At 46.3% G+C, this 23,446-nt stretch carries 20 protein-coding genes and 1 tRNA gene; 15 read left to right on the top strand and 6 right to left on the bottom strand.

The annotated features are described in order from the left end of the window. Positions 1-2 precede the first annotated feature (2 nt). Positions 3-1,211 carry an ROK family protein gene (locus tag QMA04_RS10885; protein ID WP_290185733.1) on the top strand — a complete coding sequence of 403 codons (1,209 nt, stop codon included), beginning with the start codon at positions 3-5 and terminating at the stop codon, positions 1,209-1,211. Between the two features lie 390 nt (positions 1,212-1,601). Continuing rightward, positions 1,602-3,215 (top strand): glycoside hydrolase family 43 protein, encoded by a 1,614-nt coding sequence (locus tag QMA04_RS10880; protein ID WP_290185731.1) that lies wholly within the window; start codon positions 1,602-1,604, stop codon positions 3,213-3,215. A 50-nt stretch (positions 3,216-3,265) separates the two neighbouring features. On the opposite strand, the gene QMA04_RS10875 is transcribed toward QMA04_RS10880, so the two are convergent. Beyond that, positions 3,266-4,324, bottom strand: a complete 1,059-nt coding sequence (locus tag QMA04_RS10875) for an AbrB family transcriptional regulator (RefSeq protein ID WP_290185730.1) — start codon at positions 4,322-4,324, stop codon at positions 3,266-3,268. A 285-nt stretch (positions 4,325-4,609) separates the two neighbouring features. On the opposite strand from QMA04_RS10875, the gene ade reads away from it, so the two are divergent. After that, complete coding sequence (gene ade, locus QMA04_RS10870; protein ID WP_290185729.1) at positions 4,610-6,337, top strand: adenine deaminase; 1,728 nt, start codon at positions 4,610-4,612, stop codon at positions 6,335-6,337. A gap of 65 nt (positions 6,338-6,402) precedes the next feature. On the opposite strand, the gene QMA04_RS10865 is transcribed toward ade, so the two are convergent. Next, entirely contained in the window at positions 6,403-7,296 is an 894-nt protein-coding gene (locus QMA04_RS10865; RefSeq protein WP_290185728.1) for a sulfurtransferase, read from the bottom strand. Positions 7,297-7,484: 188 nt separating this feature from the next. On the opposite strand from QMA04_RS10865, the gene cysK reads away from it, so the two are divergent. The 5 genes from cysK to QMA04_RS10840 all read left to right on the top strand — a co-directional run bounded on the left by cysK (position 7,485) and on the right by QMA04_RS10840 (position 12,157). After that, positions 7,485-8,405: a cysteine synthase A gene (cysK, locus tag QMA04_RS10860; RefSeq protein ID WP_191716129.1), complete on the top strand. Its 921-nt coding sequence runs from the start codon at positions 7,485-7,487 to the stop codon at positions 8,403-8,405. Positions 8,406-8,663: 258 nt separating this feature from the next. After that, entirely contained in the window at positions 8,664-9,452 is a 789-nt protein-coding gene (locus QMA04_RS10855) for an ABC transporter ATP-binding protein (RefSeq protein WP_290185726.1), read from the top strand. After that, a complete protein-coding gene (locus QMA04_RS10850) occupies positions 9,436-10,191 on the top strand; it encodes an ABC transporter permease (RefSeq protein WP_290185724.1) in 756 nt (251 codons plus the stop codon). Before QMA04_RS10855 ends, QMA04_RS10850 begins: the two co-directional genes overlap by 17 nt. A 114-nt stretch (positions 10,192-10,305) precedes the next feature. Continuing rightward, positions 10,306-11,292: an ABC transporter substrate-binding protein gene (locus QMA04_RS10845; protein WP_191716132.1), complete on the top strand. Its 987-nt coding sequence runs from the start codon at positions 10,306-10,308 to the stop codon at positions 11,290-11,292. A 148-nt stretch (positions 11,293-11,440) separates the two neighbouring features. Continuing rightward, positions 11,441-12,157, top strand: a complete 717-nt coding sequence (locus QMA04_RS10840) for a 3-ketoacyl-ACP reductase (protein ID WP_191716133.1) — start codon at positions 11,441-11,443, stop codon at positions 12,155-12,157. A 150-nt stretch (positions 12,158-12,307) separates the two neighbouring features. On the opposite strand, the gene QMA04_RS10835 is transcribed toward QMA04_RS10840, so the two are convergent. Both QMA04_RS10835 and QMA04_RS10830 read right to left on the bottom strand, forming a co-directional pair. Further along, positions 12,308-13,597 (bottom strand): MFS transporter, encoded by a 1,290-nt coding sequence (locus tag QMA04_RS10835; protein WP_290185721.1) that lies wholly within the window; start codon positions 13,595-13,597, stop codon positions 12,308-12,310. 177 nt (positions 13,598-13,774) lie between these two features. Then, entirely contained in the window at positions 13,775-14,149 is a 375-nt protein-coding gene (locus QMA04_RS10830) for a hypothetical protein (protein ID WP_191716135.1), read from the bottom strand. Positions 14,150-14,305: 156 nt separating this feature from the next. On the opposite strand from QMA04_RS10830, the gene QMA04_RS10825 reads away from it, so the two are divergent. Then, the gene (locus QMA04_RS10825; protein ID WP_290185718.1) at positions 14,306-14,839 is read left to right on the top strand and encodes a hypothetical protein; all 534 of its coding nucleotides are present in this window, start codon (positions 14,306-14,308) and stop codon (positions 14,837-14,839) included. 57 nt (positions 14,840-14,896) lie between these two features. On the opposite strand, the gene selA is transcribed toward QMA04_RS10825, so the two are convergent. Both selA and selB read right to left on the bottom strand, forming a co-directional pair. Further along, positions 14,897-16,300 (bottom strand): L-seryl-tRNA(Sec) selenium transferase, encoded by a 1,404-nt coding sequence (gene selA, locus QMA04_RS10820; RefSeq protein ID WP_290185717.1) that lies wholly within the window; start codon positions 16,298-16,300, stop codon positions 14,897-14,899. Further along, positions 16,300-18,201, bottom strand: coding sequence for a selenocysteine-specific translation elongation factor (gene selB, locus QMA04_RS10815; RefSeq protein WP_290185797.1), 1,902 nt, complete (start codon positions 18,199-18,201; stop codon positions 16,300-16,302). The genes selA and selB overlap by 1 nt, the downstream gene beginning before the upstream one ends. 158 nt (positions 18,202-18,359) lie before the next feature. Here selB and QMA04_RS10810 point away from each other — a divergent pair. The 6 genes from QMA04_RS10810 to phnC all read left to right on the top strand — a co-directional run bounded on the left by QMA04_RS10810 (position 18,360) and on the right by phnC (position 23,425). Next, positions 18,360-18,456: transfer RNA gene (locus tag QMA04_RS10810), tRNA-Sec, on the top strand. Between the two features lie 304 nt (positions 18,457-18,760). Then, complete coding sequence (locus tag QMA04_RS10805; protein WP_290185716.1) at positions 18,761-19,756, top strand: glycosyltransferase; 996 nt, start codon at positions 18,761-18,763, stop codon at positions 19,754-19,756. Positions 19,757-19,806: 50 nt separating this feature from the next. Continuing rightward, positions 19,807-20,856 carry a selenide, water dikinase SelD gene (gene selD, locus QMA04_RS10800; protein WP_191716139.1) on the top strand — a complete coding sequence of 350 codons (1,050 nt, stop codon included), beginning with the start codon at positions 19,807-19,809 and terminating at the stop codon, positions 20,854-20,856. Between the two features lie 116 nt (positions 20,857-20,972). Further along, the gene (phnD, locus tag QMA04_RS10795; protein ID WP_191716140.1) at positions 20,973-21,875 is read left to right on the top strand and encodes a phosphate/phosphite/phosphonate ABC transporter substrate-binding protein; all 903 of its coding nucleotides are present in this window, start codon (positions 20,973-20,975) and stop codon (positions 21,873-21,875) included. 11 nt (positions 21,876-21,886) lie between these two features. Then, positions 21,887-22,642 (top strand): phosphonate ABC transporter, permease protein PhnE, encoded by a 756-nt coding sequence (phnE, locus tag QMA04_RS10790; RefSeq protein ID WP_290185714.1) that lies wholly within the window; start codon positions 21,887-21,889, stop codon positions 22,640-22,642. A 12-nt stretch (positions 22,643-22,654) separates the two neighbouring features. Then, the gene (gene phnC, locus QMA04_RS10785) at positions 22,655-23,425 is read left to right on the top strand and encodes a phosphonate ABC transporter ATP-binding protein (protein ID WP_290185713.1); all 771 of its coding nucleotides are present in this window, start codon (positions 22,655-22,657) and stop codon (positions 23,423-23,425) included. Positions 23,426-23,446 lie beyond the last annotated feature (21 nt).

The raw sequence follows: 23,446 nt of genomic DNA, 5'->3' as shown, positions 1-23,446 counted from the left end.
CCATGAATCCTAGAGTAAATAAAACCTGGAATCATCAAGTAGTCAAAGAAGGCAACAAATCCCTTGTACTGAAAAAAATTATCAACCACTCACCTATTTCCAGAGCAGCAGTGGCCCAGGAAGTCGGGTTGAATAAAGGGACAGTGTCTTCCTTAGTAAATGATCTTCTGGAAGACCATTTGATTTGTGAATCCGGTCCAGGCAAATCCAGTGGCGGAAGGCGTCCTGTCATGCTGCTTTTCAATGAAAAAGCTGGCTACTCTATCGGGATTGATATCGGAGTCAATTACCTGCTGGGCGTTTTGACAGATTTGAGCGGCACGATTTGCCATGAAAAAGAAGTCACTTTTAAAAACCTTTCGTATGAAGAAATTGAAAACCAACTTTTCAATACCATTGATTACTTGATGGCTTCCGCCCCTGAAAGCCCTCATGGAATTGTTGGAATCGGCGTTGGTGTGCCGGGAATCGTCGACAACCATGGCGAAATCCTGCTTGCCCCAAACCTCAAATGGAAAAACCTGAATTTAAAGTTGATCTTGGAAAACAAGTATCAGCTCCCTGTCATTATCGAAAACGAAGCAAATGCTGGCGCATACGGGGAAAAGAAATACGGGGCAGGGAAAGATTCCGAGCATATCATTTATGTAAGCGCAGGAATTGGCATAGGTGTCGGGCTAATCTTGAATGGATCATTGTATAAAGGCTCAAACGGCTTTTCAGGCGAACTTGGGCATATGACGATTCAAGTAAATGGCCCTACCTGCCGTTGCGGAAATAAAGGATGCTGGGAATTGTATGCTTCTGAACAGGCGTTGTTGACAGCTGCAGAAAAAATGCAGTTGACTCTTCCAACAAAGAAAGAATTAGAGCTGAGTGACCTATTGAGCCTTGCCGAACAAGGCGATCCAAAAGTAATTGCTTTGTTCGAACAAGCAGGTGATTTTCTTGGAGTCGGCATCAATAATATCATCAACAGCTTTAACCCCCAGCAAGTGATTATCGGCAACCGAATGGCTTCTTCTTACAAATGGCTCAATAAGACATTGACTGAGCGAGTGTCCAATCAGGCTCTGTGGTTCCAACAGAATGATTTGACTATCTGTTTTTCTGAATTGAGTACGTTTTCCAGCGCATTAGGGGCCTCCGCGTTTTCTATCGAGAACTTCCTCAGTGTCAGTATTCAGCAGAAAATTAGCATGAACGTTTAAGAATGCACACCCGAGTTGTTGGTTATGGGGCTGTCCCAAAAGGTCATGAAAAATGACTTTTGGTGACAACCCTTTTGTCGTTCCCGAAAGACCCGGCAGATGTCCATTGCGGCGGACGCGTTCCGCGGGCACGGCTTCTGCCGCTTCCATTCCCATCAGCCAGCTGTTCTCAGAAAACGTATTCCCCCATCAAATAACAGCGGGAGAAAAAGGCTTTCTTTCTCTCCGGCTGTTTTATTTTTAAAGACTTATAGGGCAGCGCCTTTTATCTTTTTAAGTCAACTTTTCAAATACTTAGTTTACTCAATAGACTAAGTAAGGTATGATCGGATATAAGTTAAATTTAAAAATTTGTAAGCACTTACATATTTGAATGGAGGATGAAGAAGAATGAGCGTAATCCAAAATCCGATTTTGACCGGTTTCAACCCTGATCCATCAATTTGCCGTGTGGGGGAAGATTATTACATTGCTGTCTCTACATTCGAGTGGTTTCCTGGAGTCGGCATCTATCACTCAAAAGACTTAAAGAACTGGCGTTTGATTTCCCGTCCACTAAATCGCCTAAGCCAATTGAACATGTCCGGAAATCCAAACTCAGGAGGCGTTTGGGCACCTGCTTTATCCTATAGCGACGGCCAGTTTTGGCTAATCTATACGGATGTGAAGGTGACTGAAGGGCAATGGAAAGACTGCCATAATTACTTGGTGACCTGTGAAACCATCGATGGCGAATGGTCTGAGCCTTCTTATCTGAACAGTTCTGGATTCGATCCTTCCCTTTTCCACGATGAATCCGGAAAAAAATATTTCGTCAATATGTACTGGGACCATCGCGTTGGACACCATGCTTTTTACGGCATTGTCCTGCAGGAATTCGATCCTGCAACGCGCAAGCTCGTCGGCGATTCCAAAATCATCTTTAAAGGCACGGATATCAAGCTGACCGAAGCGCCTCACCTTTATAAGATCGGTGACTATTATTACCTGCTGACTGCAGAAGGCGGAACAAAATACGATCATCAGGCAACCATTGCCCGCTCGCGTCAAATCGACGGCCCTTATGAGGTCCATCCGGAAAATCCATTGATTACTTCTTGGCCATATCCAAGAAATCCTCTTCAAAAAGCCGGGCACGCCTCCATGGTCCAAACACATACAGATGAATGGTTTCTCGTCCACTTAACTGGACGGCCCTTACCGCAGGACGGCCAGGCTTTATTGGATCCGCGAGGCTTTTGTCCGCTTGGCAGAGAAACGGCCATCCAGCGTCTGGAATGGAAAAATGATTGGCCCTACGTTGTCGGCGGCAACCAACCCGCTGCTCAAATTGAAGGCCCGGCTATCGAAGAAGTCCCATGGCCTGCAGACTTTCCTGAAAAGGACGACTTCGATTCTGCAGAATTGAACAGCCATTTTCAAACCTTGCGCATTCCGCTTGGTGAAGAAATCGTCTCTTTAACGGACAACCCTGGACACCTTCGCCTGTACGGGCGTGAATCACTGACCTCCAAATTCACGCAGTCCTTTGTAGCAAGACGCTGGCAGCATTTCAATTTCATTGCTGAAACAAAAGTCGATTTCCAGCCAACTACTTTCCAGCAAGGTGCTGGGCTTGTGAACTATTACAATACGGAAAACTGGACGGCATTGCAGATTTCCTGGCACGAAGAAAAAGGACGGATCCTGGATCTTACGGTATGTGATAATTTTTCTTTCGCGCAGCCGCTGCAAGGTGAAGAAATCAACATCCCTGAACATGTCGAATCAGTCTACATGCGTGTAGAAGTGAAAACCAAAACCTATACGTACTCCTATTCTTTTGATGGCGAGAACTGGACGACATTGCCGATCAAGTTCGAGTCCGCCAAGCTGTCCGATGATTATATTCAAGGCGGAGGATTTTTCACCGGCGCATTTGTCGGCATGCAATGCCAGGATCTATCCGGTCAGCAACTACCGGCCGATTTCGATTATTTCATTTATAAAGAAACAAACGAATAACCCTATAAAAGGCAGCTCCGGACTCATATGTCCAGGGCTGCCTTTTTGTATCATCCGATATTCTCTTCCGCTACTCTTGTCTGTTTCTTGTTTCGAGCCGCAACTATTTTAACAAACGGCACAATCAATACGGATAAGAACAAAATGCGAAACAGCTGAAACGCCGTCACGATGGTTACATCTGCATGGACCGATGCTGCAATGAGCCCCATCTGGTCAAGGCCGCCCGGTACCACACTTAAGAAGCTGGTTGAAAAACTGAGGCCGTAAAGGTCTTGCAAAAGAAAACTGAGGCCATAAGCAAAAGCGATCAGTACAGCGCTTGAGAAAAACGAATAGAAAATCATGCGCTTCGTCAATTTCAAGTCCTCTTTTTTCAACAAAAGCCCAATATAAATGCCGATAAACAGCTGCGCGATATGGAGCAACGAGCTTGGCATGATCGGCACCGCTATACCTGCCAGATTGAAAAGCATGATTAGAAAAACAGGACCCAGCAAAAAAGCTGTCGGCACTTTGACTTTCTGCGCCAAGATTCCTGCGCCGTAACACAGTATAAGCAACCCAAGCAACAGCAGGGAATAATTGCCTTGCCCCGACTGTTCCACATACGCCGGTTCACCGCTAGCCACAATAAACGGTACGATGGCAACTATCATCAAGACGCGAAGAATATGATAGAACGTGACAGCCGTCAAATCGATGTCTTTCTGCTCTTCAGCAAAAGTGATGATCTGCGATAAACCACCGGGTACACAGCAAGTCATTGCTGTTGCCTGATCAACTTTTGTCCGCGAAGCCATCAATGCACTGATGAATAGAAACAGCAGAAAAAAGGCGATATTGATTAATACCATAGCTCCAAAATAGTCTTTCATTCCCTGTAAGGCTTCTAAAGTGAAAGCAAAACCGATTACATAACCGGCCACTACCAATCCGCCGTTGCGGAAACGGGAATGCCATTCCAGTTTCACCGGCGTCAATAATTGCATCAACAAAACGGCAAACAAAGGGCCCAGTAACCAAGGCATTGGAGCTCCTGCCAGAACAAACACCCCGGCACCGGCTAAACCGATTACAAACGATTTTGCCATTGGGGAAATCATCATCTTGTCATCTTCTTTCTAAAACTTAGCTAATTTCTTTATTATAACTTTTTCAGGCTCCAAGTAAAACCGCTGTACCTTTTCCAGCTAAAAAGCCCTCTTTATGCGAGCTCACTTTTCCCTTCCGCGCTTTGGATGCCTGAGCATATTCTTCCCGCTTTTCGCTAGAGCTTATCCCCCATCTCGTGTAAAATGAGGCAAAGTTCAACTCTTCATTTATGGGATTCGGCTTGTCCAGTTGATTGCTTGCGCATTATTCAAAACCACTTTAAAGGAGCTTGAATCCCAGTGAATAAAAAATTATTGAAAAGCCGCATTGATGCTGCCAATAAACAACAAAAAGCTGATTTGGTCATTCGCAATGCTACTATCGTCAACGTATTCACAAAAAGCTTCACTACCGGCGATGTTGCAATCAATGGGCATACCATTGTTGGCATCGGCGGCTATGAAGGCTTTCAGGAAATCGATGCAGCAGGCAAATTCATTGCACCTGGTTTGATTGAGGCACATGTTCACATTGAATCTTCGATGGTGACACCACAGGAGTTTTCGAAAGTTGTTTTGCCTCACGGCGTCACTACCGTTATCACCGATCCGCACGAAATCGCTAATGTCAGCGGGACAGCGGGACTGGATTTCATGCTGAAAGATGCGCAATCGCCATTGCTCGATATCAAATTGATGCTTCCCTCCTGTGTGCCATCCACCTCTTTTGAAAATGCAGGGGCCAAACTTTCCGCTGAAGACCTGGAACCTTTCTTGAATCATAAGGCGGTATTGGGATTGGCAGAGGTGATGGATTTTCCCGCTGTCCTTCGTGGAGATGATGCGATGCTGGATAAGTTGATGCTAAGCCGACAAATCGATGGACATGCTGCCGGACTCAGCGAAAATGACATCAATGTCTACGGAACTGCAGGAATTCTCACAGATCATGAATGTGTCACAAAAGAGGAAATGATCATCCGCTTAGAGCGTGGGATGTATGTCATGCTCCGTGAAGGGTCCGTCGCTAAAAACCTTCACGCTTTGCTTGAAGGTGTAACAGAAAAAAATGCCCACCGCTGTTTGTTTTGCACCGACGACAAACATTTGGATGATTTGATTGAAGAAGGCAGTGTCGATTACAATGTCCGGGTTGCCATCAAACAGGGAATCGATCCGATCACTGCCATTTCGATGGCCACCATCAATGCCGCGCAATGTTTCGGACTGCGCGGTAAAGGCGCCATCGCTCCCGGTTACGATGCCGATTTTCTGTTGCTCGATAATCTGGAAGATTTGGCGATTGCGGAGGTCTATAAAGGCGGACAATTGGTGGCGCAAAACGGACAGTATGTGGGACCGGTTCAAGAAAAGACCGATGTATCAGCGGTAAAGGATACCGTTCGCATAGCAGAATTATCCAATGACAGTTTCCAGATTCCAATGGGCAGCAGCTCCAAGGCCCATGTTATCGGCATCAATCCCAACAACCTGATCACCGAGCATTTGATAATTGAAACACCTGTAATAGATGGCTATTTTATTTCAAACACAGAAAGGGATCTATTGAAAATTGCGGTGATAGAACGCCATAAAGCAACCGGCAATATCGGCCTCGGCATTGTCCACGGGCTGGGCCTTAAAAATGGCGCCATTGCGACTACCGTTGCACACGATTCTCATAACATCATTGCAGTCGGGACAACTGACCAAGACATCAAAGCTGCAGCTGAAGCCCTGCAAAACTTAACAGGCGGGTTGGTGGTCGTGCAGGATGGAAAAGTGTTGGCAAGCCTGCCTCTTGCCATTGCCGGCTTGATGTCTGAAGAGCCTTATGAAATCGTGTATGAACAACTCAAAGCCATCGGCGACAGTCTCTTGAAGATTGGCGCTAGTACAGAATTTAATGCCTTTTTAACCTTGTCGTTCCTGTCTTTACCGGTCATTCCACATCTGAAACTGACGGATTGTGGCTTGTTCGACGTCAACAGCTTCCAGCATATCCGAGTTGCTGTGGCCGAAGGATGAAGTGATTGGCATTTTGTGAAATGAAAAAAACCCGCGCTGCCTTCAAAGCCAGCGCGGGTTTTCATTCAGTTTCCAGTTACTAGTGGACAAGATGGATCGCTCGCCCATTCATTCATCGAACCGTCATAGACAGCCACATTTTTCTGCCCAAGCTTATTGAGCAATAAAGCATTCCAAGTTGCCGCAATTCCGCCGCCGCAATACGTAATGACTTTTTTACCTGGATCCAAGGCGCCCACTTTTTCGAATGGCTCCCGCAAAATCGAATCCGCATACACTTGTTTCGTTTGCTGGTCGCCATGGATGCCGAAGAAGATATTGACGCTGTTGGGTATATGCCCTTTTCTTGGGTAAGTATCTGTTTCACCTCTGAAATCTTCAGGAGACAAGCTGTTGATCAAGACGACATTGTCATCCTCCATCGCTTGCCGTACATCTTCTTTTGTCGCAATCAATTCCGGACGACGCTGTCCGGTAAAAACTGCAGGCGAATAATTTCCGGGAACAGCTGTCAACGGACGGCCTTCTTCTTTCCATTTCGGCAACCCGCCATCCAGAATCGCAATATTGTCATATCCTTCATACTGCATTTGCCAAGCCAGTCTAGACGCCCAATAAGCCGCCACCACTGGATTTTCCACCAATGCGCCCTGGTCGTAGATGACAGTATATGTCCCGTCCCCTACCCCCAGTTCCGTCATCTTTTTGACAAAATGCTCATGTGGAGGCGCCATAAATGGCAGCGATGATTCAGGGTCCGACAATTCATTCAACAAGTCCGCATACACCGCTCCTGGAATGTGTCCTTCATCATAAGAAGCTCTTCCTGACTCAACTGATGGCGGTCCGCCATTTTCAGGAATGTCCATGAACGTCGTTGCATCCACAATACGCAGTTTCGGATCATCCAATCGTTGTTCCAACCAATCTGTACTGACGATTAACGGTATTCTTTCCATTTAGCATTCTCCTCACTTTTAAACCGACCAATCCAATACGATTAACAAAAATGCGTTATACTAGTACAATAAAGTTTGGGTTTAACTTCGTCAACTGAAAAACTTCAGCGCGTACATTCCTTCCTATTCAACAATAGATCCAATGAAAACGCTGTTGATTCCATCATTTTAGAAAGGTTGTTTTCTCTATGAAACCATACAATAATATCATTGAACTGATCGGCGATACGCCGGTTGTAAAATTAAACCGCATTGTGCCCCAAGGTGCGGCTGATGTATACGTAAAACTCGAAATGTTCAATCCATCAAAAAGCGTCAAAGACCGTGCTGCCTTCAACATGATTGAAATGGCTGAAAAAGAAGGCTTGATTGAAGAAGGAGCTACCATCATCGAACCGACCAGCGGCAATACAGGCATCGGCTTGGCAATGGTCGCTGCTGCAAAAGGCTACCGCTCTATTCTGGTCTTGCCGGATAATGCCACAAAAGAACGCATCAATCTATTGAAGGCATTTGGTTCTGAGGTGGTGTTGACCCCTAGCGATGCCAAAATGCCTGGAGCAATCAGCAAAGCACTGGAGCTGCAAAAAGAGATTCCAAACAGCTTTATCCCGCAGCAATTCGAAAATAAAGCCAATCCTGATATCCACCGCACAACAACAGCGATGGAAATCCTCGAGCAGATGGATGGCAAACTGGATGCGTTTGTGGCATCCGCTGGAACTGGCGGCACCATCACAGGCACTGGAGAAACCTTGAAAGAGCATCTTCCGGAGCTGTATATTGCGGTTGTAGAACCAAAAGGATCGCCTGTATTGTCAGGCGGAAAACCCGGCAAGCACCTGCTAGTGGGTACGAGCCCCGGTTTCATTCCTGATATTTTAAACACGGACGTATACGACGAGATTATGGCCATCAACGATGAAGATGCCATTGATATCTTTAAAAGAGTGGCTCGTGAAGAAGGAATTTTCGTTGGCCCTTCTGCCGGTGCTACCATCTACGCTGCCATTGAATTGGCCAAACGCCTCGGCACAGGCAAAAAAGTATTGTGCATCGCTCCTGATACAGGCGAACGGTATTTGAGCATGAATCTGTTCGGCGAATAAAAACACAGACTCTTTTCTTATTTAAACAGGCAGACCTGCAAGTTGGGTCTGCCTGTTTTTTTTGCTCTCAATTTTGGCATGAATCTACGTTATCGAAGAAATGGATGCAACTACTTATCCTTATCCCTATCGCTATATTATTTGAAAAAGTAAAGAAACTGTTTTTTCAGCGTTTTCATCTTGACAATTCCTATCATTCTACTATACTTTAATAATATTATCCGATAGGAAAGGTAGGTTTTATTGCCGTGATCTATTTTGTTTATTGAAGCCAAGCAAATCAATAAAGTTTATTACGATAAAAACAATAAACCGAATACGGTTTTGAAAGATATCGACTTATCGATCCAAAAAGGAGAATTTGTCTCTATCCTCGGACCTTCCGGCTGTGGCAAGTCCACTTTGTTGTCGATGATTGCCGGGCTTGTCAGCTCGACTTCAGGGGATATTATTGTGGATGGCAAGAAAGTCACCAAACCTGGAAAAGACCGGGGCATGGTGTTTCAGCAAGCTGCCCTCTTTCCATGGATGAATGTAACTGAAAACGTCATGTTTCCTTTGCGCAAAGAAATGTCCAAAAAAGAAGGTCTGGAACGTGCCCAACATTTCTTGAAAATGGTGCAGCTCAGCAACTATCCTTCCCATTATCCACACGAACTTTCGGGAGGCATGCAGCAGCGGGTATCCATTGCCCGTTCGTTAGCCATGGACCCAGCTGTCCTGTTGATGGACGAACCTTTTGGCGCTTTGGATGAACAAACAAGAAGCCGCCTTCATGGTCAGCTCGAAGAAATTTGGATTGATACGAAAAAGACCATTGTCTTTGTCACCCATAGCATTTCCGAATCGATTAAATTGTCGGACCGCATCATCGTCATGGGCACACGGCCCGGCACTATTCTGACCGACATCACCGTTGATATTCCCCGTCCCCGCGAACAGCACCGCCAGGAAATCGCTGCTTTGGAAGAACAAATCATGGGGCTGTTGAAAACAGAAATCGATAAAGTCATAGACGAGGAGCAAGCATATGAAGCCGGCCGTTAAACGAATCATTTTCTTCGCCGCGCTCATTGTCTTCTGGGAACTCGGTTCCCGCTTTGAACTGTGGCATGAAACCATCCTTCCTTCCCCCGTCAGCGTTTACGATTCGCTGGTAGCCGGATTTGCCGATATGACATTGGTCTACGACCTGATTGCGAGTTTCCGCAGATTGTTGATCGGCTTGGCTGCAGCTGTCATTATCGGAACCGGTATCGGTATCCTGCTGGCACGCTCGAAAACAGCAGATGAAACACTTGGAACATTGGTGCTTGCTCTGCAAAGTGTACCAAGTATCGTTTGGCTGCCTCTGGCAATGATGTGGTTCGGCCTTGGCGAAGGTTCCATCATTTTCGTCGTCATCTTGGGCGGAACGTTCGTGATGATTCTGAATGTCCGAACCGGCATCAAGAACGTCGATCCCCTTTTCATCAAAGCCGCACGGACAATGGGGTCGAACGGACTGGACCTTTTTATTAAAGTGATCATTCCCGCTTCCGTTCCTTATTTCGTGACAGGCGCACGCCTTGCCTGGGCTTTCGCCTGGCGGGCATTGATGGCCGGAGAACTTCTCAGTTCCGGTCCCGGACTCGGATATACGCTCCGCTATGCATCCGATTTCGGCAATATGTCACTGGTCATCGGCGTGATGATCATCATTGGTGTCGTCGGCGCGATTGTCGATCTGATGATATTCCAGCGAATCGAGAAAAACGTCCTCAAGCGTTGGGGATTGGAAACATAAACTTATTTAACAGATGTTCACCAGGAAAAGCACTTTCAGCTATTGACCTTACGAATATTCGCCACGAATACTTTATTAAATAAAAAATTATTTTATACAGGAGGAACTCATCTTATGAAACGTATCTTTTCACTTATTGCACCTGTCGCTATGGTCGGCGTGCTGGCAGCTTGTGGTTCACCTGAAGCTGGCGACGACTCATCTTCTGTCACTATCGGCTATTTCCCTAACCTGGACCACGTTCCTGCAATGGTTGCAAAAGACCAGGAAATGTATGAAAAGAACCTGGAAGACGGCACAGCTGTCGAATATGTAACTTTCGCTGATGGAGCCGACTTTATGACAGCACTGAAAACCGGAGATATTGATGCCGGCCTTGTTGGACCTGGCCCCGCGATGAACAACTACACGAACGGTGCAGACGTTACCATGATTGCTGGCGGCGCTTCAGGCGGTACCGTAGTCATGGCCAGAAATGGCAGCGGCGTTGAGTCTGTTGAAGATTTCGCAGGCAAGACGTTCATTACGCCACGCGTCGGCTGCACACACGATGTGCAATTTGAAACTTTCATGAAAGAGCATGGCATCACTTCTAACCGGATCGGCGGAGAAATGCTACACCAAACTGGCAACCCGGCTCAGTATGAAGCGATGTTCGCTACTGAAAAAGTCGATGTTGCCGTTGCTCCTGAACCTTGGGCTTCTGTACTGAAGCAAAAAACTGGCGCTAAAGTGATTATTGAGCCGGATGAAATTTCATTCGGAACGACCTTGCCGGCTTCCGTTTTGGTGACTTCAAGCAAACTGATTGAGGAAAATCCTGAAATGGTGCAAGGCATTGTTGATGCACATAAAGAAGCGACAGAATTTATCGCACAAAATCCGGATCAGGCAAAAGAGATCACGATCAACACAATCGATGATATCACCGGCCAAAAGCTCGAAGCCTCTATCATTGACGGTGCATGGGAAAACATGATTTTTGATACTGCTCTTGCACCTGAAGAAATTCAAGCATTCGGCGATTCATCGTTCGACTTGAAGTTCCTGAAAGAGCAACCGGATTTCGCTTTATTGACGGATACACAATTCCTTGATTAAAACTTCAATTAGCAGCAGAAATTTTTTCTGCTGCTTTTTTGTATCCTTTTAACAAAAAACTCCTTTTTGAGCTCTTCCTGAAGGTTTTCTAAGTTGGTTTTGCTACACTAGAAGATGGAAATGATTTGTGAAAAAAGGAGCTGTCTATATGCAAAACTTAACAGGAAAAAATGCGTTGATTACAGGAGCTGGGAGAGGGATTGGAAGAGCAACCGCGATTGCTTTTGCTGCAGAAGGAATCAACGTCGGACTTGTGGGACGCACTGCAAGCAATTTGGAGAAAGTTGCAGCAGAGCTGGAGCAGTACGGTGTGAAAACTGTATTTGCTGTTGCTGATGTAGCTGACCCTGAAGCGGTCAATGCAGCAGTCGAGCATATTGCAAGCGAGCTGGGATCAATTGACATTCTGATCAACAATGCCGGGATCGGCAAATTCGGCAAATTCCTGGAACTGTCGGCTGAAGAATTCAAAGGGATTATCGATACCAACTTGATGGGTGTCTACTATGTGACACGTGCCGTCCTGCCGCAAATGATCGAGCGCCAATCAGGGGATATCATCAATATTTCATCAACAGCCGGACAAAAAGGAGCGCCGGTGACAAGTGCTTATAGTGCATCGAAATTCGGTGTCATGGGATTGACGGAATCATTGATGCTGGAAGTCAGAAAACACAATATCCGTGTCAGTGCTTTAACCCCGAGTACCGTTGCCACTGACTTGGCAGTTGAAGCAAATCTGACCGATGGCAACCCCGACAAAGTTATTCAGCCGGAAGATCTCGCTGAAATGATGGTTGCTCAATTGAAGCTGCATCCCCGTGTTTTATTGAAATCGGCTGGACTTTGGTCGACCAACCCTTAAAACCTAAATCCTATAAAAGAGACTGTCCCAAATGTCATTTATAATTGACAAAAGGACAGCCTCTTTTTTTGTATAATATCCATGCCGTTTCATTCGCTTCAGCAGACTCGCGATAAACCGGCTGGGACTGCCGCCTGAATTTTTTTCATTTCAAGTATCCACCTGTGCCGTCTTTTTCATAGACCAAACAACAACCGGAATCAAGAGAAGCGCAAGAAACCCGCCGCCCAAAGACATCACTGCGTAGCTTGACTGGGCCATGACCATTCCCGAAAACCCGCCGCCTGCAGCGCCTGCTAAAGCAACCAGCACATCAACGGTTCCTTGTGTTTTGGCGCGCGTAGATCGATGGGTTGAATCGACAATAAGCGTAGTGCCGCTGATCAATCCGAAATTCCAACCCAGTCCCAACAACGCAAGCGCAACAATCAGAACGGCTAAAGAATCAGCCGGCGCCAATGCGGCTACAACTCCAGCTGCCATAAATGTCACACCAGCTGCTGTTGCCATGACTACCCTTCCTAATTTGTCGACAAGGATTCCCGTGACGATGGATGGCAGATACATCGCAGCAATATGGATGCTGATGACCAGCCCAACGGCTCCCAAATCGTGGCCATGATGCCCCATATGGATCGGCGTCATAGTCATAATGGCAAACATGATCAATTGCGTCAACACCATAACTGTAGCTCCCAGATACACGCCTTTCTTATTGATGGTTGAATCTACAGGTTCCATATCCGCTTTACTCTCTTGGCGAACTTGCCGAAGCTCCTGGATTGCCAGTGACACCAGCAACGGATCCGGCCGCAAGAAAATCAGCAGAACAATCCCAGCCAGAAGATAGGCAATCGCCGCCAAAATAAAAGGTCCGGCTAGAGCCGGAATGCCGATGGATTCGGCAAAACGACCCATCACTCCCACCAAATTAGGGCCGGCAAATGCACCAAACGTTGTCGACACTAAGGCAATGCTGATAGCTGTACCGCGCTGTTTGGCACTCGCCAAATCTGTCCCTGCATAGCGCGCCTGCAAATTAGCGGCTGTTCCGGCACCATAAATCAGCAAAGCGGCAAACAGCAACCAGACATTAGTTGAGAGGGCTGCCAAAATTACTCCAATTGCACCGATTCCGCCAGCTAAAAATCCGGAAGCCAAACCGGTTCTTCGGCTGAAACGTTGGGATACTCTGCCGATCATGAGCGCCGCTGCAGCCGATCCCAGCGTAAACAGTGCCACCGGCAACCCTGCAAAGCGATCCGTCCCCAGCATATCCTGCGCAAGAAGTGCGCCCACTGTCACCCCAGCTGCCAGGCCGGCTCCTCCAAAAATCTGCGACAGCACAACAATCCATAAGGTTCGCCGATACAGCTCCTTGATTTTTTCCGGAGATTCGATATAGCCCTGCAGCATCTGTTGATTGGTTTTTCTGTTCATGTTTTCCCTCGTTTCTATGCCAATTTTCTTAAAGGATTTTGTCATTAAAGCTTTGCATCTAAAAAATCCAATTCTATTCTCAGTATAACGGTTTCCTTACTGTCAATCATTGCCTTTCCAAAATAAAAAGGACCTTTGCAGGCCCTTCTTGGCTTCCCATTCTATTGTGCTTGTCTTTTAGGCAAGCGGCTGTTCTCCTGCATCTATCGGGCGCAGCCATTTTCTCATCTTTTGGCGTTGCCGCTTTTCTCTCGGCATAACTTTTTTAGCACGCTGCAATAAAGATTCCATCTCTGCTTCCGCCTGCAGATTTTCTGGCCAGCAATACTTGGTTAAGAAATAATACAGAAACTGGATAGCTTCAATATGCTCTTCTTGATTGTACGGTGCCAGCATATTCAAATTGCCGATCATCCGTGCCGCTTCCTCTTGGTCTTTGAGCTGTTCCAAATCTGGTCTGTATTTATAATAAAATTTTTTCATATCTCCATAAAGACCGTTCAATTCCTCCAGTTTCACTGGCGACATTTCGTCAGCATGCAATTCACTCATCTGTTCTTCCTCCTTTTCAGCCGCGCGAGAGTTTTCATTGATTCTTTTTGTTCTGTATGTATTAAAAAATACCCTTCTTTGGTCCTAATAAACAAAGATCTTTAGAAATCTTCTATATAATATAAGATGAATAGACTGAAATGGAGTTGTGAGCCAATGGCGAATATGCAAAAAAAGAAGTCAGGCCTCTCTTTTGCCTGGCCATGGGTATTGGGGCTGGTCCTTATTCTTCTTGTTGTCGGTGGCTGGATGCTAAAGCCCGAATCCGAGGAAGCAAAAAACTTAACAGCCAGACTGCAGAAAACCGTCATTGAAGAACTTGGAGAAAAGAGCAATATGGATAAAGAACGTATCGTAGATATCTCAGTTTATCAGGTGTCATCGGGGTGGGATGCAGAGTTTATCTTAAATGCGGATAAAGGATTCACCACTATTTCAACCAAACAGCTCATGTGGCAGCAGGCAATCGCCATCCTGGCGCCTTTATCGGAATTCGGGGAACTGAAGGATATCTCTATTTCCTGGGTTTACCCAGTGGCTGGGCCAAACGATAAAGTAACTGACCAAAGTGTCATGTCCTTCAGGTTGGACAAGACTACACGCGATCAATTGATTTGGGAAAATGTCGAGCCCTCTCTCCTCCCTGATATTGCATTTGATTACAAAGAACATTCCGTTTTGAATGAATAACAGCAATCAAAAAGGTGAACCGGATTATTCCCGGTTCACCTTTTCCATCCTGCACGATTATTCACAAGCCACAAATCCCGCGACCAGAGCCATCATCTCTGTATTTTCGATGGTCCGAAAATCCAGACATACCCGATCATCTTGAATACGGGTTATGATGGCCGGCTTGGCCCGCCTTAAGCGAGCCGCTAATTGTTCGGAACTTAAAGAGTGATGTTTCACTGCTGCCACATAGGTGGGGATTTCCACTCCCGGCATTGTGCCGCCGCCTATTTGGGAAGTGCTTGCCATGAGTTCACTATGATAGTTCGAAGACTCTGACTGCAACCTATCCACAAAGGACTGTGCCTGCACTTGAATAGCTGCAGCCGGCCGGATTATATCCCGGACCGTGGGCAGCTCATTGATTTTTTCAGGATCGCCCAAATACTGTTTCAGGGTTTCTTCCAGTGCCGCCAAAGTCATTTTATCGACGCGCAGGACACGTGCCAACTGATGCTTTTTCAAGCGGGCGATCAACTCTTTTTTACCGGCGATCAACCCTGCCTGTGGACCGCCCAACAGCTTGTCGCCACTGAAGGAAACGAGGTCTGCACCGCTTTCGATCACTTCACGGACAACCGGTTCATCCCCGATTCCGTGTTTTTTAAAGTCATATAGCGCACCACTGCCCAAGTCTTCATAGAAAATGACGTCATGATGCTTTTTCGCCAATGCGGCTAATTCAGCTGTTTCCACAGTTTCCGTGAAACCGATCATCTTGAAATTGCTGGTATGGACTTTCATGATCATGGCGGTTTCTTCGTTCATTGCCTGCTCGTAATCAAAAAGATGGGTTTTGTTGGTCGTTCCGACTTCGACAAGCCGGGCGCCGCTTTCTTCCATAATAGACGAAACGCGGAAAGAACCGCCGATCTCCACCAATTGGCCGCGAGAGACAATAACTTCCTGCTCTTTGGCCAATGCACTTAGAACAAGAAACACAGCTGCTGCATTATTATTTACGACCATTGCAGCTTCAGCACCGGTTGCTTCCACTAATAAATCTTCAATAATATCGTGGCGCGATCCACGCTTTCCTTCCGTTAAGCGATATTCCAGGTTCGAATAATTTTCTGCTGTTTTTACAACATGGGCGATAGACGCGGCACTTAAACGGGAACGCCCTAAATTGGTGTGCAGAACCGTACCCGTCGCATTGATTACCCGTTCCAAACGGTCTTTCTGCCACTCACTGATCCGGTCTTCAACCAAGTTGAAAAGCTGCCCGGCAAAATCCGGAACTTTTTCTTTAACCAGCGTCTCTTCCGCCAGCATACTCTGCCGCAGTTTGCCTATTTCTTTTTGCAGGAATTCAGTCAGCTGCACATCGCTCAGCTGGAACAGCATTTTCAATTCTTTAAAGCGAGGATCTTTCTGTAATTCATGGATCGCCGGAAGCTGCCGCAAATACTGTTTCATCACTTCTCCTCCATCCAGTAACGCTGGTCTTCTGCCCGTCTCGTATAGTTTTGCTCATCCAGCAATTCCAAAAACGGGATCATGTATTTTCTCGATAAATTAAGGATATCCTTTGCCTGTTTCAAATCAAATGAAGATCCCGTGTTATTTTTCAACAGCTGAAACGCTTCTTGAAACGCAGTCCGGTGGATCAACGTATCTTCCTTTAATCGATAAGCTTGAGAAGTTTCGAGCAAATAAACTGTCAATTCAGCGATTTCCATTTTAGGCAACGGTGATCCAAGGAAATACTCTTCCCATTTCTTCACTTGGAAACCGTCCTTCTCTAACGCAACAATTACCTGTTCCATTCGCGCACGCCACTTTTTCGGTAAATGCGGCTGGAAATGTGCAATCGCTACAAATTGACCAGTTCGCTTGATTTCCTGTTGTTCACCCAATAAGTTCAAACTGTATTCAAGAAGCGGCTTCGGATAGGCCCCACTCGCCGACTGAATCATTTCCGCTTTGCCCATGCCGGTGCGCATTGGAAACTCCTCATGAAATTCCCGCAGCCTTTCCAGAAACTCATCTTTTATTTTAATGAAGGTTTTGCTTAAGCTATAGCCTTGTCGCGGAATTTCCATCCACAATCCCGAAGCCACTCCTTCTCCTAAAACAGTTTTCAGGATGCCAGCATCCAGTGAAGTCTGTTGCATCAGCTGCTGTTCATCAAGCAGCTGATATTTGTTCAGTGCATCCGCCACCAAATCCTGCGGCGTCCCTTGTTGGTATTGGCGAAGCATTTCAATGGTTTCTGTGCCAAAGCGGTACTTGCCGCCAGTTGGCTGGATCACCCAACCGCCTCCAATCGTCTCCATTGGACTTGGCCGGCGCAAAATAAACCGGTCGCCCCGGCGGACTACAATTTTTTCATCCAAGCGAATTTGGCATAGTACTTCGTCCGGTGTCTGCTCCAGTTCCTTGCGGTCAAAAAAGACAATCTTCCCCATCACTTCAGATGTGCCGATATGAACTTTGACAGCTGTGCGTTGTTTTAAAGGAGTGAATTTACGGCCAATCACCTGCAATGCAACATCGAGAGTATCCGTCACCAGGAAATTCTCGGAATCCACCAATACATCTCCACGTTTTACAGCTGTCCGATCGATGCCGCCAAGATTGATGGCTGTCCGCTGCCCTGCCCGTGCCTGTTCGCGTTCTTCGTGATGCACTTGAATTTGTCTCGCTTTCACGGGAATTTCTCCCGGCAAGATCAGCAGCTGCGCCGCTTTCCGGACTACTCCTTCATACACGGTCCCTCTGACTACTGTCCCTTGTCCTTGAACCGAAAAAACCTGATCAATCGGCAACCGGAAAGAACCGTAAGCGTCGCGGAATTCGGCAGTATTCAATTCTGTTAGAATCGTCTGCTTCAATTCATCCACCCCACTACCTGAAAGGCTATCGAGCGTGACATAAGGCGCTCCGTGAAAAACAGTTCCCGACAACCGTTCTTTGATATCATCCATCACCAATTCGAGCATCACTTCATCAACCCGATCGATTTTTGAAATGGCCACAATGCAGCGTTTCACTCCCAAAAACTGCAGAATTTCCAGATGTTCTTCTGTCTGCGGCATAATGCCTTCGTCCGCTGCCACCACCAAAATCACCAAATCAATTCCCGCAACGCCCGCAATCATCTGGCGGATAAACCGCTCATGACCCGGCACATCCACAATCGACGCGAAGACACCGTTTTCCAACTGCAAAGGCGCATAGCCCAATTCAATGGAAATGCCCCGTTCTTTCTCTTCTTTTAATCGGTCCGTATCAACATTCGTCAAAGCTTTCGTCAAACTCGTTTTGCCATGATCGATATGCCCAGCCATGCCGATGGTAAAATACCGTTCTTCCATTTTCTTCACACGCCTTCTCTTATTGCTTCTCCCTTTACTTTAGTCTTCACTAAAGGCGGTTTCAAGCCTGAGCCTCACATCCAAACGCATATTTAAGCACCTGTCTTGCACAGAACTTTTTTTCAGTATAAACTTGTACAAGTCCGCTACTACTGTATGGGGTTGGATGGGTGACTGGTGTCTTCCTGGGTCTTCAAAACCCTGAGGGGCCTGCGTGCCAGGCTCGGTGGGTTCGATTCCCACACAATCCCGCCAAATACATACCGAAATGCTGAGGCGCCTGTGTAGATTCGACGGGCATAAGACGCACTGGCGAAGCGGCATCTTTTCAGCCGCCCAGCCAGAGTGGCTTATGACCCTAGAATCTGGGCGCCGAAGCTGGACATACCGAAATGCTGAGGCACATTTTCAGCCGCACAGCCACCAAAAGATTGCCTCTTAGGCAGTCTTTTTTTCTTGCTGAAAGACAAGTTAAGTGACAAGCCATAAAGGCTTACGGATAATCTAATAGACCAGAAGTGTTTATAACTTCTAATCACCGAGTTAAAGGATGAAGAAGATGAAAATTGTTTTAGCTTCACCAAATTACCCACAATTGCGCGGCAATACAATTACCGTTCAGCGTATTGCAGATAACCTGGAAAAATTGGGTATAAATACAGAAATCATCTCGACTACAGACGACAACATCATTCGTTCATTTCCACCAGCCGACATTGTCCATGGATTTCATGCTTATAATTTCTATAAATTTCTGCAAAAGCTGGATCGAATGCCCGACCATTACATTGTCACGATCACAGGCACTGATCTCAACCATGACCTTTTTGATCCGGAGAAACGAAAAGATGTCCTCGCTTCTTTGCACGGAGCAGAAGCCATTCATGTATTCGATGAAAAAGCCAAAAATCTGTTGTTGAAAGAAGTTCCGGGAGTGGCTGATAAAGTGTTTATTATGCCCCAAGGCAATCTCCCTGCTCCCGAAGGAACTTCTCCTGTCAAAAAAGAACCGGGCAGTTTTTTGTTTTTCTTGCCTGCAGGCATTCGAAAAGTCAAAAACATACCTGCTGCAATTTCAATGCTCCATGATTTGCATTTGCGCTATCCACAGCTTCGGCTCTGGCTGGTGGGACCCGTTCTGGAAGAAGCGGAAGGGCAAACCGTTCTCGGCCTTGTTAACCGCCACCAAGAATGGATTCGTTATCTTGGTCAAGTGCCGCATGAAGACATGGCGGCTATTTATCAACAGGCAGACGTGGTCTTGAACACTTCCCTGTCAGAAGGGCAACCTGCAACGATACTTGAAGCGATGGGCTATGCTGTGCCTGTGCTTGCTTCGGATATTCCCGGCAACAGCAGCATCCTTTCCAATGGGGAAACAGGGCTTTTATACAAAAGCCGAAACGAATTCCTTGATTATGCTGAAAAGCTCATGAATAATAACAAAATAAGGGAAAGTATTGGCCATGCCGCTGAAGCTTATGTGAGAAAACATCATTCAAGTGAACGCGAAGCCGAAACTTTGCTGGAAATTTACAAGCGTATTGTAAAATAAAAAAATTTACATTGTATAATAGAATATGATTTTGAAAAGGAGAGATTGACATGGTTGAAAAAGAAACTGTAAAACTAACTTCTTTATCTACAAAAGGCGGTTGAGGCTGCAAAATTGGTCCTGAGGACCTGGCGCAGGTTCTGCGTCACTTACCGAAAAATGTAGATGATCCCAACCTTTTGGTCGGCCTGGAAACAGCTGACGATGCAGGTGTTTATAAAATCAATGATGAAACAGCATTGGTACAGACTTTGGATTTCTTTACCCCGATTGTGGACGATGCCTATATGTTCGGCCAAATTGGTGCAGCCAATGCCTTAAGCGATGTTTATGCGATGGGTGGCAAGCCGCTGACTGTCATGAATATTGTCGCTTTCCCAATCAACACATTGGATAAAAGTATTTTAGCTGATATCCTGGCTGGTGCTTCTGACAAGGTCAAGGAATCAGGCGCCACTTTGGTCGGCGGCCATTCAATCGATGATCAGGAACCGAAATTCGGACTTTCCGTAACCGGCACAATCCACCCCGACCGGATCCGTTCCAACGCCGGTGCAAAACCGGGAGACCGGCTGATTTTGACCAAACCGATTGGTGTTGGCATCTTAACGACTGCCATCAAACAGGGTATTTTGGAAAAAGAGGATTTGGATGAAGTCATGAATGTCATGGCCACATTGAATAAAACCGCAGCAGAAGTGATGGAAAAATACACCGTCAATGCCTGTACGGACGTGACCGGATTTGGCTTGCTTGGCCATACGATGGAAATCGCCAAAGGCGGCAATGTCGGCGTAACCGTGACAAACCAGGATGTCCCTGTCCTGAAGCGTGCAAAAGAGCTCGCCGAACAAAATGTCATTCCAGGCGGCACGAGAAAAAACCGTCAATGGCTTGCAGATGACATCGATTATGCCGATAACATCAGTGAAATCGATCAATTGATCTTATGTGATGCTGTCACTTCTGGAGGACTGCTGATATCAGTCCCTGAATCAGAAGCCGAGGCTTTGCAGCAGGAGCTGTTGGAAAACCACGTCCAATCAGCCATTATCGGCAATGTAAGCAGTGACAATGCCGGACGGATCCAAGTAGTTTAAGATCACCGGCTGTTCAAAAGAATGAAAAGCTTAAAATTAAGCTTTGTGCAAGGACTCTGCAGGAGTCCTTGTTTTGATATATGCTCTATACCCAAAACGATAAAGAGGTGCTTGTATTGAAAAAATGGATTTTAACCGTTTCTATACTTTTGCTGGCCTTGTTCCTGTCAGCCTGCGGAAACGATTCAGCTGAAGAAGAAAGTTCAACAACAGGCGACACCCAGGAACCCTTCACTATCGGTGTAATTCCAGCCCAAACAGAAGGTGAAATGCAGACGGCAATGGATAAACTGCAAACTATCCTTGCTGAAGAATTGGATCGCGAAGTCGAAATTGAAGTATATCCCGACTACAATGGCGTCGTTGAATCCATGAATTACGATCAAATTGATATGGCTTACCTTGGTCCGTTAACCTATGTAATCGCTGAAGCAAACAGCAACGCCAAAGCCATCATTACCCAATTGGTTGATGGCGAACCTTTCTACAATGCCTATGTCATCACCCATACAGACAATCCAGTTGCTTCTTTAGACGAGTTATTGGAAAATCCCGGTGAAGTGCAGTTCGCTTTCGGCGATCCAAATTCAACTTCCGGTTCCTTGATTCCATCTATTGAACTGCAGGACCGCGGTGTCTATGAGTCTGAGCAGGAAAATGAATTTGAAACTGTCCGTTTTACCGGATCACACGATGCAACGGCATTGGCTGTTCAAAACAAACAAGTTGATGCAGGTGCTATCGACAGCGCCATTTATAATCAATTATTGGAATCAGGTAAAATCGATGAAGACCAATTAAAAATCATCTGGGAGTCTGAGCCTTTGTTCCAATACCCATGGGCTGTGCTTGAAAGCACTGATGATGAAACTGTCGCAAAACTGCGGGAAGCATTTTTGGCGATAGAAGATCCCGAAATCCTTGATGCATTCGGCGCAACCGGTTTTACGGAAGCTGACAATGCAGATTACGAAAGCATCAAACAAGCCGCGATAAAGCAAGGAATCATTGAAGAATAGAGTTGATCAGCTTGTGGTTTAAGAAAAGCAATTTTATTACAGTATTAATCGTTCTGGTGCTGATTTATTTCAGCATGAGGATTACGGAGTTCGACCTCACTAAGTTCAAGGATTTCCGCAACATGATCGACTTCCTGGCCCAATGGTGGCCGATGGATTTTTCCAAGTTGCCGGGTATGCTGGAAGATACATTCGAAACTTTGGCAATGGCCTTTCTGGGAAGTGTATTCGGTTTATTGATCGCTTTGCCGATCAGCTTCCTTGCGGCACGCAATACCGCGCCTTCAAAGGCCCTTTTCCAATTTACACGTGTCACACTCAGCTTTGTACGTTCCATCCCTGAAATTGTATTCGGCTTGATTTTGCTGACTACGCTTGGTCTTGGGCCATTTCCCGCTGTCATTGCCATCATGTTCCACAATATTGGTGTTTTCGGGAAACTTGTTTCCGAGTTGATTGAAGCAGCGGACCCAGGTCCGCAGGAAGCGATGCGTGCAGTCGGGGCTAAAAAATGGCTGGCCAATCTGTTCAGCATCCTTCCACAAATTTGGCCGAATGTGCTGTCCCAGTTTTTCTATCGTTTTGAAGTCGCCATCCGCACCTCGCTTATTTTAGGGTTTATCGGCGGCGGCGGTATTGGCCAGCGCTTGTTCAATGACTTTAAAACGTTTCAATACTCTTCCGTATCGCTGGATGTCTTGATCATTATGATCATGGTTATTGCCATCGACTTTTTGGCCAGCACCATTCGAAATCGCGTCATTTAAAGGAGTGGCTATATGATTCAAGTGAAAAATTTAACTGTACGTTACCCAAATATGAAAACCGAAGCGCTTGCTGATGTCAGCCTGTCTCTCGAAAAAGGCGATTTTGTCTGTGTACTAGGCAAAAGTGGTGCAGGAAAGTCAACATTCATCCGTTGCTTGAACGGCCTCCAAAAGCCCACTGGCGGGGAAATCCATTTTGATGGGCAAGACATTTCTTTTCATAACGAAGAACAGCTGCGCAAAGTACGCCGCCAGACCGGGATGATCTTTCAACATTTCAGCCTGATTCCCCGCTTAAGCGTCATGCAAAATGTCCTGACCGGCATGTTCGGCTACCGTTCTTCTTTCAAAAACCTGATTGGTTGGTTCACAGCTGAGGAGTTGGCTTTAGCTAAAAAAGTCATTGAAGATGTCGGCTTGTCGGAAATGGCATATCGGAAAGTCGAGCACCTGAGCGGCGGACAGAAACAGCGTGTGGGCATTGCCCGTGCCTTGGCCCAACAACCAAAAATTTTGCTTGGAGATGAACCGGTTGCAAGCTTGGACCCCGGCACTTCCAATCATATCTTCACGCTGCTGACGGAAATGCATGAGCGTTTGAACCTGCTGACCATCATCAATGTTCATGACATTGAATTGGCGAAACGCTATGCTACCCGCATCCTGGCGTTAAAAGACGGCAAGTTGATCTTCGACGGGCCACCTGAAAAATTCTCTGATTCCCAATACCGGGAAACTTATACATCCGAACCGCAAACGGCTTATTTCGATGCTGGAATTTGACAGCAAAAGGAGATGATCTTC

It is taken from the genome of Planococcus sp. APC 3900, from assembly GCF_030407735.1.
GTDB classification, from domain to species: Bacteria; Bacillota; Bacilli; order Bacillales_A; family Planococcaceae; genus Planococcus; species Planococcus notacanthi.
This window is presented reverse-complemented; position numbering and strand designations above follow the sequence as displayed.